Raw genomic sequence first — 16,439 nt, forward strand, 5'->3', positions numbered from 1 at the left:
AAACATTTCTGAAACAACTTTTTGTTCTAAGAAGTGCAATAGATAATCTGGGCTACCTGTTTTTGCATCTGTACCAGACATTTTAAAGCCACCGAAAGGATGGTAGCCAACGACTGCTGCAGTACAACCACGATTTAGATATAAGTTACCAACATCATATTCTTTAACAGCTTCAATCCAGTTTTCACGGTTATTCGTAATAACTGCACCTGTTAATCCATAATCTGTGTCATTAGCAATTTCTAATAACTCATTAAAATCTTTTCCTTTTACAAAACCAACAACAGGTCCAAATATTTCTTCTTGCATGATTTGATCGCTTGATTTAAGACCAGAGAAAATTGTAGGTTCAACAAAGTAACCTGTAGCACCATCAGTACCACCACCTTGTTCTAACTTACCTTCTTTTTTACCAATTTCGATATAATTTTTAATTTTATCAAATTGTTTTTGATTTATAACTGGTCCCATATATGTGTTGTTTTCTGTATTTCCTAAAGTTAAATCTTGTGTAAGTTTAACCGCTTTTTCTAATACTTCATCATATACATCTTTATGGACGATTGCGCGCGAACAAGCAGAACATTTTTGACCTGAGAAACCAAACGCTGATGAAACAATCGATTCAGCTGCCAAGTCTGTATCTATATCTTTATCAACAACAATCGCATCTTTACCGCCCATCTCAGCGATAACACGTTTTAAAAATTGTTGTCCTTCTTGAACTTTTGCAGCTCTTTCAAAGATGCGTGTACCTGTTGCACGTGAACCTGTAAACGTCACAAAGTGCGTGTGCACACTATCAACAAGATAGTCGCCAATTTCTTTTGGATCACCAGGAACAAAGTTCACAACACCTTTTGGCAAACCTGCTTCTTCTAATACTTCCATTAATTTATATGCTGTTAACGGCGTATCTTCTGCAGGTTTTAAAAGAACTGTATTACCAGCAACAACTGGTGCTAAAGTAGTACCCGCCATAATTGCAAATGGGAAGTTCCATGGTGGGATTGTTACCCCAGTACCAATTGGTTTATAAAAATATTGATTGTGTTCTCCTTCTCTATCTAATACTGGTTTACCATCTGCGAGTTCCATCATTGATCTAGCATAATATTCGATGAAATCAATACCTTCAGCTGCGTCACCAACTGCTTCGTCCCATGGTTTACCAGCTTCATACACCATCACTGCCGATATTTCTTCTTTGCGTCGTCTAATGATTGCTGCAACTCTAATTAAAAATTCAGCACGATCTCTGTGTGTCCATCGTTTCCAAGATTTATAAGCTTCATTAGCCGCATCAAAAGCTTTATCTACTTCTTTTGTTGTGGCTTTTGATACTTCAGCAATAACTTCAGAAGTGTTTGCAGGATTAATAGATTGAAATGTATCCTTAGTAAAAATTTTCTCCCCATTAATCACTAACGGAAGTTTTTGATTTAATTCACCTTTAACTTTTTTTAATGCTTCTTTGAATGATTCGACATTGCTATTATCAGTAAAGTCAATGCCTGGTTCATTTGTATAGTTGACAACCATTTTTTCTACCCCCATGTAAGTTTGTAAATAGAAAACTAAAATGGAAAACTTCCATTCTTATTTTTATTGTATAGGTATCACACAACAAATGCAATCGCTTACAAATACTTTTGTAAAAATAAATCGCATTTTACACCTTTCTTTTTAACGATTTTACTTCTCTTTTTTCAATATTGGCCAAATTACTTTAAAAGAACACTCTCTTTAACCTCTTTATACATATAATTATGAACTTAAAGAAAGTGTATGATTCATATGATGACGATTTATAATTGTTTCTATGTTCATCTAATTCATTGTTGAATGCTTATTTTTATCATGTCAACGAACAATAGTTAATTTTTATGTACTTTTTTACTTTTATTATGCTTATGTGCTTTTTTAACTAACAGTAAAATACCTGCAATTAACCATAACAATGCCGAAATAATATTTAATGTGAACACACTGACAATAGCAAGTAATATAAATATCACACCTACTGTTTTTGGTATTTTATTGATAAGTAATACAAATATTAATGCTAAGATTGTCGTTACAATAACTAAACCTAAAGCAACAATAAATAATTGACTTATATTATCTAATAATTGTGATGTTTCTGTTTGAGTTAAATTATTGGTAATAGCTTCTTGATTTTCAAAAGAGTCCATTAATGAACCCTTAAAACTTCGATCATTTAAAAACGGCGCAGCAATAGCCATTAAAAAAATTAGTACAAATTGTATGAAAATTCCTAGCCAAACTAGTACTTTTTCCAAAGTACGTTTCATATGCAACCTCCTTAGCAATTTATAAATTTTCATATTTTCTATACCCATAAAAATATGAATCATGCAACTTAATCAATATAAAAATTTTTATCAGAATATTCAATGAATAGTGTCATTACATTAGGGTAATTTCTTAATATAAATTAAAACAAAGGGATGATTTAATACTATAATGAATGACAAGAATGCACACGCCAGAAAGAAAAAACATAGAAATCTTGTTTATATGATATCTGTTGCAATTATTGTACTTATCACATTAATAGCGGGTATTTTCCCTAAAAATTTTGGGAGTCATGCACAACAAGTCTACGACTATATAGCAAATAGTTTTGGGTGGTTATTTTTAGTAATTATTTTTATTTTAGATATCTTTTTAATTGCTTTAGCCATTTCACGTTATGGTCGTTTTAAATTGGGTGATGATAACGAAGATCCTGAATTTTCTATGATGTCTTGGATTGGAATGCTTTTTTCTGCAGGATTGGGCGTTGGAATTGTATTTTGGGGTGTAGCAGAACCATTAACCCATTATTTACATTCTCCATTTCCTGGTAAAATACCTGACGCCTCTGCAGAATCTGCTCGTGTTGCTATGGGCTATACTTTTTTTCATTGGGGTATTTCTCAATGGTCTATCTTCGCCATTGCCGGTTTAACAGTGGCGTACTTCCAATTTAGAAAAAAACGTGATGGTCTTATTTCAACGGCAATGGAACCTGTATTTGGTGAATCTTATAAACGACCATATAGAAATATAATAGATGTATTAGCAATCATAGCTACAGTAATGGGGATAGCCACATCTATTGGCTTAGGTATTATGCAAATTAGTGGAGGGCTTCAACATGTCTTTAATGTCCCCAACAATAATGTCACTAAAATATCAATCACTATTTTAATGGTGGGTATCTTTTTAACGTCAGCAATTACCGGCTTAAATAGAGGGGTAAAATGGTTAAGTAATATCAATATTGGCTTAGGTGCAATATTACTTATCTTCATGTTTATTTTTGGCGATTTTAAATTTATTTTAGAATCTTATACATTAGCAATAGGTGATTATTTACGTCATTTTATTGAATATAGTTTACGTATCAGCCCTTATACTGGCGATAACAGCTGGATACAACAATGGACTGTTTTCTATTGGGCATGGGTTATTTCATGGTCGCCATTTATAGGAGGTTTCGTAGCTCGTGTATCCCGTGGAAGAACGATTAGAGAGTTCGTCGTTGGTGTACTAATTATTCCACCTTTAATTTCGTTTACTTGGATAGCTGGATTTGGTGGTACAGCAGTGAAAATAGCATTAAGTGGTAACGACAACATCGCAAACATTGTCGACAAAGATTATACTGTTGCACTTTTTGAATTATTATCCAAGTTTCCTATCGCTGACATCACAAGTGCATTAGCAATTGCACTCATCTTTATATTTATCATCACGAGCGCTGATTCTACTACACATATTGTTGCGGGTATGGCAACTGGTGGAATCGCTAACCCTAAAATCAAACATAAAATTATTTGGGGGATATTAATTGGTGCTATATCTGTTGCTATGACAATTGCAGGTGGTTTGACCAGTTTACAAACTGCATCTGTTGTTACAGGTCTACCATTCTCAATTATTTTATTACTCATGATCTTTTCTTTAATGCGCGCATTAAGAAGAGAACCAACTGAACACTTTAAAATGACTTACATCAATGATGATAAAGATTATTCTATACCGTTAGAAGAACGTGAAACAAATGATTTAGAAACTGATGCTGATGCTTCAGTAGAAGAAAATGAATCAAATCACAATGCTGCGACAAATAAAAATCATGATGCAGACACCAAAGACAAAGATGATTAATCGACCATGTTGCTCGAAATTATCAAAATAGCTCAATCATCAATGTTTATACGTGTTTAAAAAACTCAACTGGACAGCGGACGTAGTATTGAAATTAACGATATTTCGATTTCAATACTACATCTGCTTTTTATTTTTTCTAAATATTCCGAACATTTTGCACTACTTATATGTTGATTTTTGCTAAAATATATCTAAGAAGCTAATTTAAGGGGATGAACACATAATGAATTTACAAAACCAACACCCGAGTATATTAAGAAAAATGATAAGTAAAGGTGACCTCACTGGTCATACAAGTGGCATGGCTAAAGGTTATGTCCAAGCCAATGTAGTCATATTACCTTCTGCCTATGCATATGATTTTTTAAAATTCTGTTTTAGAAACCCTAAAACATGTCCACTTTTAGATGTATCAGAAATAGGATCAACTTCTTTTCCTACTTATGGTAAAGAGGCTAACATCACAAATGAAGTCGCACAATATAATGTATACCGTTATGGAGAATTAGTGGAGTCTCCAACTGACATAGCTCATATATTTAATGATGACATGGTGGGTTTTTTGATTGGCTGCAGTTTTACTTTTGAGCATGCTTTGTTGGATGCTGGTTTACCAATTCGTCACATTGAAGAAGAGCATAATGTGCCAATGTATATAACAAATATTCCAGCCGCATCAAGCGGTCATTTCTCAGGAAATATCACTGTAAGTATGCGGCCGATGACCATGCAACAAGCGATAAAAGCAACAGAAATTACAACTCATTTTAAAAATGTTCACGGTACGCCAATTCATATAGGAAATCCATCAGAAATTGGCATCGAAAATATAACAAACCCTGATTTTGGTGAGCCTGTCACGATTAAAGAAAATGAAGTCCCTGTATTTTGGGGCTGTGGTGTTACTCCACAATCTGTTGCGTTAGATGCTAAGCCAGAATTGATGATTACACATGCACCTGGACATATGTTTATCACTGATGTTCCAGATAGTCAGCTAAGTAATTAATTTAAACTTGAACTTGTTTAAACACATATTTTTAATGTTATAAAAATAAAAGCGCAGCAAAATGGCATCCATTTAATATTGATGGATGCCATTTGCTGATTTTTAATTTATATAATTGACTATATGTTAAGTGTATAATACATATGATTATTTTAAATCGATCTTTCATATCGTTTATCTATTACTCAGTATTATCGCGCTTCTATCTCTTCTTTTGAAACGACTGGATAATTTTTAAACCAAACAGAACAAACATAACCTACGATTAAACCTATAATACCTACAATGGCACCATAAATAATTATTTTTATCGGGTTGTTGAAACCGAACATAACAAGGAAACCTGCGAGCGGTGTAGCTGTACCTGTAGCATCATTAATCATACCAGATGTTGCTATAACCGCACCTGCTAAAGCTCCACCAATAAAATTGGCAGTATAGACGGGCACTGGATTTGCAGATACAACATCTGCTTGTGATAATGGTTCAATACAAACCGCAATTCTAGATTTGCGATCTCCAAGTTTTAGTTTATTAAACATCGTACCATTAATGAAAGATGACGCAAATGAAACCATTGCCGCAATTGCCATTGGCATTCCGGTTAAACCTAATAATGCAGTCAACGCCATGGAACTTAATGGTGCTGTCCCAACTACTGTAATGACGCCACCAAGTATAAGCCCCATAATAATCGGGTTAATTTCTGTGGAACTTTGGATAATGTCTCCAATTTTCAATAATGAATTATTTACTAATGGCGTGATTACAGTAGCTACTAACCTTGCTAGTGGCGCTATAATCAAAATGCCTACTATTAAATCTATGCCGTCTGGCACTTTATGTTCTGCAAACTTCATTAAATAACCAATTGCATAACCAGCAACAAACCCTGGTATTAAATCTAAACCACCACATGCTGCTGCAATAACCAAAGCATAAACAGGTGAAACACCGATTGCTAAAGCAACCAAACCAGCAGCTGCCACGCCACCTAGTCCACCAGCGGCATCACCAAGATCTCCTAAAAATTTAATGCCAAATAGATCTCCGCCAACATATTTATGAAAAGCTTCTACTAAAAATGTTGCTATCGCTGCATTGGCTAATGCTCCCATCGCACGCATGCCATTAGGAGCACGATATGTAAATAATGTAAATAACACTAAGACAACGATTAAAAACAAGGTTCCTATTAAAATGTCCATGAATAATTCTCCTCTTTCTTTGAACTACTCACTTTTTAAACTTGTGAAATAAATAGTTCAATCCTTTCTATATATGGATGCCAAAGCTACTTGTAACAAATAAATATTAAATTATTTGTAATTAACAAAATATAAACTTTTCAATTTCCACATTTATATATTCTAACACAAATTTTTATTATATTCCGAACAATTTTATTATTTTCTATTTAAGCTCCGCGGAACATTTTTTAAAACAAATTTAATTTGTTTTAAAATTTCACACAATAGTATTTTATTTATCTTGCAGCAAAACAAAAAAGGAGCAGTAACATCATCCGTTGCAAACGTTGATTCATGTTACTAACTCCTATTAAAAAGTTCATTTTACAATTTAAGCGCATAAAGTCGCTTAGTTGTTATCAATCGTTTTTATTGGTTTTGCCGGTGAACTTATTGCAACTACATTCTCTGGAACATCTTTAGATACAATACTTCCAGCGCCAATAACTGTACCATTACCAATTGTAACTCCAGGTAAAACTATAACATTTGCGCCAATCCAAACATTATCTCCTATATGTATTGGTAGCGCTTGTTCTAATCCTTGGTTTCTATCTTGATAGTTTAATGGATGTATTGCAGTGTAAAAACCACATTTTGGTCCAATAAACACATGATTGCCCACGAAGATTTTACCACCATCCATGAAATAACAGTCATGATTAATAAACACCTGCTCACCTAAAAAAAGGTTATAACCATAATCAACATAAAACGGACTTAATAATTCTAAATGATTTGGTTCAGCATGTAACAATGCTTTCAAAATTGTTTGACGTCTCTCTTTATTACTGGGCTTAGTTTGGTTTAATTCAAAACATAAGTCTTTTGCTATATTTCTTTCTTTGTCCAAATTTGCATCGTAGTTTGCATCATACCATTGCCCAGCTAACATTTTTTCTTTTTCACTCAAATTTCATCCCTCATTCCTCTTCACTAATTTATCAGATTAACTATATCATCTCGTCGTGACATTTCTAAGTAAATGCCTTTTCACTAAGCAATATAAGAAAGCCATTGATACATTAACGTACCAGCATAATTACCAATCACATAACCTAATGTACCCACAATTAATATAGGTCCGACTAGATCAGTCCAACCTTTACCTATCGCTAATGCAGCTGCAGTAGTGGGTCCTCCAGCGGTAGCATTACTTGCTAGTAATATCTCTTCTATATTGAATTTTAACAATTTGCCTAACAACAAGCTCAGTCCTAAATTAAATATTAAAATAATCATTACAAAGATAAATAACAGCGGTGCCGTTTTAATAATCGTAACAAATGAGGCCGGTGTACCTATGACAACAAAGAAAATATAAATTAAGAATGTTCCTATTTCAGAAGCACCTGCTAATTTTTCAAAGAAGTCTCCCCAAATGGCAACAATGATAAGCGTTAAAGTTGTAAGTAAGAGATAGAAATCTCCAAAAAATGATACAAGTATGGTTAAGAGCAAATTACTTTGAGGTACGACATGTTGTATGAATTCAGAAAGTTTAAAACTGATTGCAACGATTGCGATCGCTGCAGCGATTGAAAATACAATATCTAATAATTGAATTTTTTTAGGTTGCCAAAATGATTCTTGAGATGCTGGTGAATGGTCATTTTTATAATGTGTATTAAAGTGTTTTTTAATAAACGGCATCGATGGAATCGCAATTAATAGCAGAAAATATAATGCCATTACACTATTATCTGCGACAACTGTGGATGAAACCATTTCTCTAGGTGTTTTTAATTTGGAACTCAAGGCAGCAAAGTTTACGCCACCACCAATGTAACTTCCAGTCATCATTGCGCCTATTTTAGATAAATAAGGCACTGAATGATTTAATATGATAAAAGCTACAGTTGTTCCAATCATAGTTCCTACAGATGCAATTAAAAAAATAAACAACAATCGTCGACTTTCTTTCCAAATTTTTAATATATTCGAACTAAAAAGTAGTAATGGTATAGATAAAGGAACAATATAATCCCACACGGTATCATAAACTGGTGCACTCGTCGGTATAACTTTAAAGTTAGAAAGTATCATCGCACCTACCAATGCAATAATCGCTCCTGAAATCGTACTTGCCCATTGATAGCGTTGTTCTAAAAAGATACTTACTGTAGCCCACACTATAATAATTGCCCATAATACCCATGTATCATCTTTACCTACCAGTGTACCCAATATCATGAAATCACTCCCTTTATTTCTCAAATGCACAAGTTTAAACTTATTCTAACAATAAACCACGCTTTTTTTACAATTTTCTGAAAAATAAATTGTCATTACTTTTTCAAATTGATATTCTAACTAATGCAAGGGTAAAACAAGGGGGATTTTTTATGAAACAAAAAATTGGTTTGATCCTAGGACCGTTACTTTTCTTTATCTTTTATTTTATTCCTGGATTTACTGGTCTAGATGACGCTCCTAGGGCTGTACTTGCTGTAACACTATTTGTTGCCACATGGTGGATTACGGAAGCGATTCCTATTCCAGCAACGTCGTTCATTCCACTCATTCTATTACCTTTAAGTGGTGGAACAGATGAGCAAGTGGCTGCAAGCGCTTATGCTGATCCGATAGTCTTTATGTATATGGGGGGCTTCATCATTGCCTTGGCAATTGAAAAATGGAACTTACATAAACGTATCGCAATGACGATTATCGCTATGATGGGATCTAATAGCAATCGTATAATTTTAGGTACCATGATTGCAACAGCATTTATATCGATGTGGATTTCAAATGCTGCAACAGCTTTAATGATGCTACCTATTGCATTAGCTTTAATACATGAAATTCAAAGCGCACAATTTTTAAAACCAGAGTCAGCACATAAATTCAGTAAAGCATTATTACTTACAGTCGCTTATTCCGCTTCTATTGGTGGTCTCGCAACTTTAATTGGTTCAGTACCAAATGCAGTGTTTGCCGCAATCGCTGCTTCAAGCTTAAATAGAACCGTTTCTTTTGCACAATGGATGATTTTCGCTTTACCTTTAACAATTATATCGCTTATCATATTATACTTGTTAATGACAAAATGGCTCTTTAAAATTGAAGATGCAGATAAAATTTCTTCTGACTTTGCCAAAAAATCATTACGTGATTTAGGCCCCATGAGTTTAGAAGAAAAATTAACCGGTGTTGTATTCCTATTTGTCAGTGTCTTATGGATCAGTGGTAGTCTTCTTCCAGCTAGCCTCCATTTATCTGACACCATTATTTCAATGACAGGCGCAGTGCTCTTATTTTTAATTCCTGCTAAATCTCACAAAGGTGGATTACTTATTTGGGATGATATGAGCAAACTCCCTTGGGGTATTTTACTATTGTTTGGTGGAGGCCTTTCGTTAGCTGCTGCTTTTGAAGACTCTGGTCTAACAAAATGGTTTGGAGGCATGCTAGGTGTTGTAAAACCTTTACCACTCATTTTAATTGTTATCGTGCTTACAACTGGCATCTTGTTCCTTACTGAAGTGATGTCTAATACGGCTGTATCAAATATGTTAATGCCAATCAGTATTGGGTTTGCTGCAGCTATCAGCCAAGACCCTTTCATAATTATGGGTATCGTTGCAGTATCTTCGACTTGTGCTTTCATGTTACCCATTTCAACACCACCAAATGCAGCAGTATTCAGTTCTGATGAATTAGAAATGAAAGATATGGTAAAAGCTGGATTTATATTAAACATATTCACTATTATTGTCATATCATTATTTGTTTATTTCTGGTTACCGATTGCTTTCGGTCTCTAATGACACATTTAATTACAGTCGATGACTATATATTTTCATAAGCACGTCGTATACAACTAAGGTACGATGATATATAAATACTATGGACGCATGTCACAGTCTCAATTTTCATTTATAATATATGTATTATCATTAAAAGGAGTCATTACTTATGAAAACAATCATCAAAGGTGCAATAGCTGTCCTCTTGATCTTAGGTGTTGTAAAAACATTTCAAGATCACGATATCGTCGCAGAAACTACAAATTATTATCAACAATTTAAAGAAGGAGAAATACTACAAAATATTGAAAATGTTAACTTTGACTCTTTGAAAAATATAAATGTCGATGATTTCATTCCTTCAGATTTCTTTTAGCAATTTAGAGCGTATGCATCAAACTTGAAGCCTTAGTTATAAAAATATAGGAATGCCTTTTAGATTTAACTGCTCGTGTAGTCTCTCAATTTTCAAAACATGACTAGATCAAAACATTTTATATTAAATATCATACGAACAATACGCGCTTAATTTTAAAAGACTTTACACATATTGCAAAACTACTTTCATATTTCATATTGTTTTACAATTACTATAAAATATAATGAAACACTTTCATTAAATTCATGTTATTAAATGAATTTATATGAAAGTGTTTTTTAATAAAATAACTAGAAGACACTATCAAAGTGTATATCTTTATAAAATATCAAATGATAATACCTAATTACATATTCCCACGATTGTTAAAAGACCAAACGTCATACATACATCACTAATTTAATAATGTAAGTCTTGCAATCATTGTTATATAAACATATATTATTTCGTTAAACCATCATCGTCAAGATGCCCATTATGCTTAAGAAGTAATATAATCACCACCATTTACATGAATGACCTGTCCTGTAATATAAGAACTATCTGCATAAGACGCTAAAAATACATATGACGGTGCAAGTTCTGCAGGTTGTCCACGACGACCCATAGGTGTTTCCCCACCTTGATTTGCTACTTTTTCATCTGAAAATGTAGCAGGTATTAAAGGTGTATATATAGGGCCAGGTGCAACAGCATTGACGCGTACGCCTTGTTCTATCAGACTTGTCGCTAATGATCTCGTAAATGCAACGATTGCCCCTTTAGTTGCTGAATAATCTATGAGATGCGCTGATCCTCTATATGCGGTAACACTAGTAGTATTGATAATGGCATCGCCATTTTTTAAATGAGGTGCTGCTGCTTGAGATAAAAACATCATGCCAAAAATATTAGTTTCAAACGTTTCTTTCACTTGCTCTGGCGTAATTTCTTGAAAACTATCTTGTGGAAATTGAACACCACCATTATTCACTAAAATATTTAAACCATCAAAATCTTTAACCACTTGATCAATTAATTTTTGAGATTCTGATACTACCTTTAAATCATGTGCATAAGCTTTAGCTTTCACGCCTACCTCTCTCAAATCATCCACTACTTTTTGAGCATCCTCATGTTCATCATAGTAACCAATGGCAACGTTCGCCCCTTCTTTTGCAAATAACATCGCTACAGAACGTCCAATACCAGAATCACCACCAGTAATTAGAGCAACTTTACCTGTTAATTTGCCGCCACTTTTATATCCTTCCATTTCCGTTATAGGTTGTGGATCCATATCTTTTTGGATACCTGGTTGTTTATTTTGTGTATACCCTTTAATTTGCTTATGAAATTCTAATAAATTCATCATTATACCCCCATGTGTAATAATTCTATCGTGTACTACATACCACAAATAAGCAGCAACAAACATATTAAAAAATGCTGTGAATAACGTCATATGTCCATAACTTAATCCACAGCATTTTAGTTAAAATGATTTATTAAATTTTATATTGTTTAAATTGAGTGTTTTACAATTCGGCTTGAATGTATAAAGGACATAATTGCAAATATACAATACACAATTGAATATACAATCATGACAATATAAACAGGTGTCATACTCGTTGCATTATAGAGCCCCATAAAAGCTTTTGCTGCAAAATATGCATGCAACAGTGACACAACTAAAGGTAAACCAAAGTTGAAAACAACTTTTAACCCTAGTCCTTTCAACATATCTTGATGCGTATAACCAATTTTTCTTAGAATACGAAAACTCGGTATTTCATCTTCAGTTTCATCCATTTGTTTAATATAGATGATACATCCTGCTGCCACTAAAAATGCTAAACCTAAAAACGAAGTTACAAATAATAAAATACCGACACTCTCGTTCATTTCTTGTTTTATCATTCCTTGAGATTGGATGCTGGGATCAATCGATTGTGCAATTTTCGTTGCTTTAGTCAAATCCGTATGATGTTTCAAATCATAACCATATTGTTTATTCGTCTCCTTACTCCCCTGTTTGATTTCCTCATATTTGTCAGAGCTCACGAGTAATACGGGACCGCCATAACTTATTTCACTCATAAATGTCGCTCTGCTACTATCACCAATTACCTTAAATGTTTCCTTATCACTATTCTTCAACTGAATCTCTTTATTTAAGTCATATTTTACGATTCCATTACCGGCTGCTAAATTAATCAATTTCGCTTTATTTCCAGTCACTGCTTTATCGTTAAAGTATTTGTTACTCGTTACAAATAAACTATCCATGCGCCCCATATTGGATTTTTGAAATACTTGATCTTTTAATATGTCACCACGCACTACTTCTTTATAATCTTTTGTCACATCTATATCTGCTTGTTTTAATTTACTTTCAAATTGTTTGGCTTGTTTACTATTTGTAAAGTTTAAATCATGGGGTGCCATTAACTCTGTATTTTCATCCATCGTTGATTTACTAATCGCACCAAAGCATAATACTGTTACAGTTACTGCTGAAATAGTTGCAATAATAGTTAATGATAATGCATTTTTCTTCATTCTATGCATGATTGATGATGTAAACACTACATCAGTGATTGACACGTTACCTCTTTTTGAACGTTTCAACGTTTTAAATATAAGTGACACGGAACTGCGGAAAAATAAATATGCACCTAATACCGTTAACAATAAAATGATAAATGGCGAATAGATGATCATATTGATGAACTTACCAAACATTTCTGTAGAGATATAATAGCCAACACCAATCATCACAATACCTAACACACCGGAAATAACTTCCATCACAGTAATTTGAGACTTGGTTGCTTCCGTGCGTGCGTTATCATTCATCATCATTAAAATACTGCGTTTACGTAAAAATATAAAACTTTGTATTAGTATGAGTACAAATGACACAACAATAAGCATCAATGTTTGCATTACAGCTGGCAATTGAAACGATAATGATACGCTCATATTAATGTCTAATACTTTGAGCACAATCATCAATAGTAATTTCGAACCAAATATACCTATAAGCATGCCAATCACACTCGTTAATAACAGCATCATCGCTTGCTCAATGACTAACATTCTCATGATGTTATTTCTTGTTAAACCAATCAATTGATACAGTGCAAATTCACTTGTTCTACGTTTAATAAAAAGTTGATTCGCATACATTAAGAATATAACAATAATAAAGAATAAAAATACTGCGCCAATTTCTGAACCTTTTTGAATTGTCTTTAATGATTGCTCATTATTAATACTGTCAGTGTATTTTAAAGTTACAAAACTAAAATATAAAACAATACTGACAATTAGGGAAAATAAATACATAGCATAATGTCTAATATTTTTCCTTAAATTCTTGATGACGATTTGATTAAAATTCATTTGTCACACCACCTAAGGCCGTTTGCATGTGAATGATATTTTTATAAAATGCTTGATTGCTATCCTCACCTTGGTATATTTCAGAATGTATATCCCCATCTTTCAGCATAATGACACGATTTGAATAACTAGCTGCAACGGGATCGTGCGTGACCATGACGATAGTAGCATTTGTCTTTTGGTTTAACTCTTCCAAACGGTTCAATAGATCTTGTGCACTTTTTGAATCTAATGCACCTGTTGGTTCATCTGCAAAAATAATAGCTGGTTTATGTACTGAAGCTCTTGCTGCAGCAGTACGTTGTTGTTGTCCCCCAGATATTTCATCTGGATACTTATGACCCAATTGACTAATACCTAATGCTTGAGTGACTTCTTCATAATTTTGTTCTTTTTCTTGTTTAGATAATTTTTGAATAGATAGTGGCAACATAATATTTTCTTTAACCGTTAATGTATTTAGCACACTATAATTTTGGAAAATAAAACCTATTTCTTTTTTACGAAAGTCTGCTAATGCTTTATTACTCATTTTATTAATTTGATGACCATTAATTTCCACTGTACCACTCGTTATATAATCAATGGAACTGATCACATTAAGTAACGTTGTTTTACCAGAACCTGATGGTCCCATGATTGTTACAAATTCACCTTTTTCAATCGTAAAATCTATACCTTTTAGTACTTCTTGCTTTCTATGTTTATTGCCATAATTTTTCGTTAATCCTTCAACTTTTAGAATAGACATGTATTACACTCCTTCAATCACTTTACTTTTATTTATATTTTTATCATAGCGAATTTATTTAATTTTCTCGTTTGATTTTACTAACAAATACATAATTTCAAATAACAAAACTGTCACATTTTTATTTCGTAATAAATTATAATTTTTGAATTTTTTTGTCATAAAGTACTATAAACTTTTTTTATGCTATGTGCTATACTATTAAAATTGACTTTTAATAAAGGAGCACAAATTATGCTAAATAAATTAAAGAGAGAATGGCTCACTGCACCGGGAACAAATATATTAGCAGGCATTGTTGTAGCACTTGCATTAATTCCTGAAGCAATTTCGTTCTCTATTATTGCCGGAGTAGATCCAATGGTCGGTTTATATGCGTCATTTATCATCGCTGTCGTCATTTCATTTGTTGGAGGTAGACCCGCAATGATATCCGCTGCTACAGGCGCTGTCGCTTTAGTCATTGTGCCATTAGTACGCGATCATGGTATACAATATTTACTTGCTGCAACCATTTTAATGGGCATCATTCAAATCATCTTTGGTCTATTAAAAATAGGCAGACTGATGAAATTCATTCCAAATTCTGTGATGATTGGGTTTGTGAATGCATTGGCTATAATGATATTTATGACACAACTTAAACATATCTTTGGTATTTCATTACCTACATATTTATTTGTAATCATCACATTATTAATTATTTATTTATTACCTCGTGTGTTCAATCGTATACCTGCACCATTAATTGCTATCGTCGTATTAACGGTCGTATATTTAGTTACTGGTGTAGATGTTAAAACAGTTGGAGATTTAGGCGAAATCAAAAAAAGTTTACCGCATTTATTAATCCCCGATGTACCATTTAACATGGAAACATTTAAAATTATATTTCCTTATTCCATATCAATGGCAATTGTAGGTCTTGTAGAAAGTTTATTAACGTCACGCATCGTCGATCAAGCAACTGATAGTTATAGTAACAAAAACCAAGAAGCTCGCGGACAAGGTATTGCAAACTTTATCACAGGCTTTTTCGGTGCAATGGGTGGTTGTGCTATGATTGGGCAGTCAGTTATTAATGTGCGTTCAGGTGCAACCACACGACTTTCCACATTCACAGCAGGTGTGTTTTTAATCATCTTGATTATGGTTTTTGGCGACTGGGTTGTTGAAATTCCAATGCCAATTTTGGCTGGCATCATGGTGATGGTTTCTGTAGGTACATTTAATTGGCAATCATTTAAATTTATACAAAAAGCTCCACGTTCTGATGCATTTGTGATGATGCTAACGGTAGTTATCGTATTGTTCACAAGTAATCTGGCGCTCGGCGTCATCGTTGGCGTTATTGTCAGTGCATTATGTTTTGCTACAAAGATATCCAACGTCTCTGTTCAATATGAGGAAAGTGATCATCACGTCTATTATAAAATTGAAGGTCAAATTTTCTTTGTATCTATCGATTCCTTAATGAACCAATTAGATTTAGAAATAAGAGATAAAACAATTTATCTCGATTTTAGCCAAGCACATTTATGGGATGATTCAGCTGTCAATGCAGTAGATACCTTAATAGAAAATTATAAAAAGAAAAACAATATGATTTATATACAACATCTTAATAAAGACAGCCGTAAAATTGTTTCTGAGCTCAGCAAAGTTAATCAGCAGCATCTAATATAACTTTGATTCAAATTATAAGCTAACATCACTTGTTACATACATA

13 protein-coding genes are annotated in these 16,439 nt (G+C 33.3%); 5 read left to right on the plus strand and 8 right to left on the minus strand.

Annotation, left to right across the window (positions count from 1 at the left end; genetic code table 11):
* Both pruA and CD032_RS08405 read right to left on the minus strand, forming a co-directional pair.
* On the minus strand, nucleotides 1–1,542 hold a 1,542-nt coding region (gene pruA, locus CD032_RS08400; RefSeq protein WP_019470000.1), incomplete at its 3' end, for an L-glutamate gamma-semialdehyde dehydrogenase.
* Between the two features lie 335 nt (nucleotides 1,543–1,877).
* Complete coding sequence (locus tag CD032_RS08405; RefSeq protein WP_019469999.1) at nucleotides 1,878–2,315, minus strand: DUF4064 domain-containing protein; 438 nt, start codon at nucleotides 2,313–2,315, stop codon at nucleotides 1,878–1,880.
* A gap of 172 nt (nucleotides 2,316–2,487) precedes the next feature.
* On the opposite strand from CD032_RS08405, the gene CD032_RS08410 reads away from it, so the two are divergent.
* Entirely contained in the window at nucleotides 2,488–4,179 is a 1,692-nt protein-coding gene (locus tag CD032_RS08410) for a BCCT family transporter (RefSeq protein ID WP_019469998.1), read from the plus strand.
* Nucleotides 4,180–4,405: 226 nt separating this feature from the next.
* Nucleotides 4,406–5,191 carry a putative hydro-lyase gene (locus CD032_RS08415; RefSeq protein ID WP_019469997.1) on the plus strand — a complete coding sequence of 262 codons (786 nt, stop codon included), beginning with the start codon at nucleotides 4,406–4,408 and terminating at the stop codon, nucleotides 5,189–5,191.
* Between the two features lie 191 nt (nucleotides 5,192–5,382).
* Here CD032_RS08415 and CD032_RS08420 read toward each other — a convergent pair whose 3' ends face one another.
* From CD032_RS08420 to CD032_RS08430, 3 genes are all read right to left on the minus strand, one after another.
* Entirely contained in the window at nucleotides 5,383–6,399 is a 1,017-nt protein-coding gene (locus CD032_RS08420; RefSeq protein WP_019469996.1) for a PTS sugar transporter subunit IIC, read from the minus strand.
* A gap of 391 nt (nucleotides 6,400–6,790) precedes the next feature.
* Nucleotides 6,791–7,354 carry a sugar O-acetyltransferase gene (locus CD032_RS08425; protein WP_103211373.1) on the minus strand — a complete coding sequence of 188 codons (564 nt, stop codon included), beginning with the start codon at nucleotides 7,352–7,354 and terminating at the stop codon, nucleotides 6,791–6,793.
* A gap of 83 nt (nucleotides 7,355–7,437) precedes the next feature.
* Entirely contained in the window at nucleotides 7,438–8,634 is a 1,197-nt protein-coding gene (locus CD032_RS08430; protein WP_103211374.1) for a DUF819 family protein, read from the minus strand.
* Between the two features lie 152 nt (nucleotides 8,635–8,786).
* Here CD032_RS08430 and CD032_RS08435 point away from each other — a divergent pair, with 152 nt between their 5' ends.
* Both CD032_RS08435 and cwrA read left to right on the plus strand, forming a co-directional pair.
* Entirely contained in the window at nucleotides 8,787–10,208 is a 1,422-nt protein-coding gene (locus CD032_RS08435; RefSeq protein WP_103211375.1) for an SLC13 family permease, read from the plus strand.
* Between the two features lie 151 nt (nucleotides 10,209–10,359).
* Nucleotides 10,360–10,566 (plus strand): cell wall inhibition responsive protein CwrA, encoded by a 207-nt coding sequence (gene cwrA / locus CD032_RS08440; protein ID WP_019469992.1) that lies wholly within the window; start codon nucleotides 10,360–10,362, stop codon nucleotides 10,564–10,566.
* Nucleotides 10,567–11,050: 484 nt separating this feature from the next.
* Here cwrA and CD032_RS08445 read toward each other — a convergent pair whose 3' ends face one another.
* From CD032_RS08445 to CD032_RS08455, 3 genes are all read right to left on the minus strand, one after another.
* Nucleotides 11,051–11,920 (minus strand): SDR family oxidoreductase, encoded by an 870-nt coding sequence (locus CD032_RS08445; RefSeq protein WP_019469991.1) that lies wholly within the window; start codon nucleotides 11,918–11,920, stop codon nucleotides 11,051–11,053.
* 152 nt (nucleotides 11,921–12,072) lie between these two features.
* Nucleotides 12,073–13,959 carry an FtsX-like permease family protein gene (locus CD032_RS08450; RefSeq protein ID WP_019469990.1) on the minus strand — a complete coding sequence of 629 codons (1,887 nt, stop codon included), beginning with the start codon at nucleotides 13,957–13,959 and terminating at the stop codon, nucleotides 12,073–12,075.
* Complete coding sequence (locus tag CD032_RS08455) at nucleotides 13,949–14,710, minus strand: ABC transporter ATP-binding protein (RefSeq protein ID WP_019469989.1); 762 nt, start codon at nucleotides 14,708–14,710, stop codon at nucleotides 13,949–13,951. The genes CD032_RS08450 and CD032_RS08455 overlap by 11 nt, the downstream gene beginning before the upstream one ends.
* A gap of 234 nt (nucleotides 14,711–14,944) precedes the next feature.
* On the opposite strand from CD032_RS08455, the gene CD032_RS08460 reads away from it, so the two are divergent.
* Nucleotides 14,945–16,396 carry a SulP family inorganic anion transporter gene (locus tag CD032_RS08460; RefSeq protein WP_103211376.1) on the plus strand — a complete coding sequence of 484 codons (1,452 nt, stop codon included), beginning with the start codon at nucleotides 14,945–14,947 and terminating at the stop codon, nucleotides 16,394–16,396.
* Nucleotides 16,397–16,439 lie beyond the last annotated feature (43 nt).

It is taken from the genome of Staphylococcus cohnii subsp. cohnii (genome assembly GCF_002902365.1).
Taxonomy (GTDB): Bacteria; Bacillota; Bacilli; order Staphylococcales; family Staphylococcaceae; genus Staphylococcus; species Staphylococcus cohnii.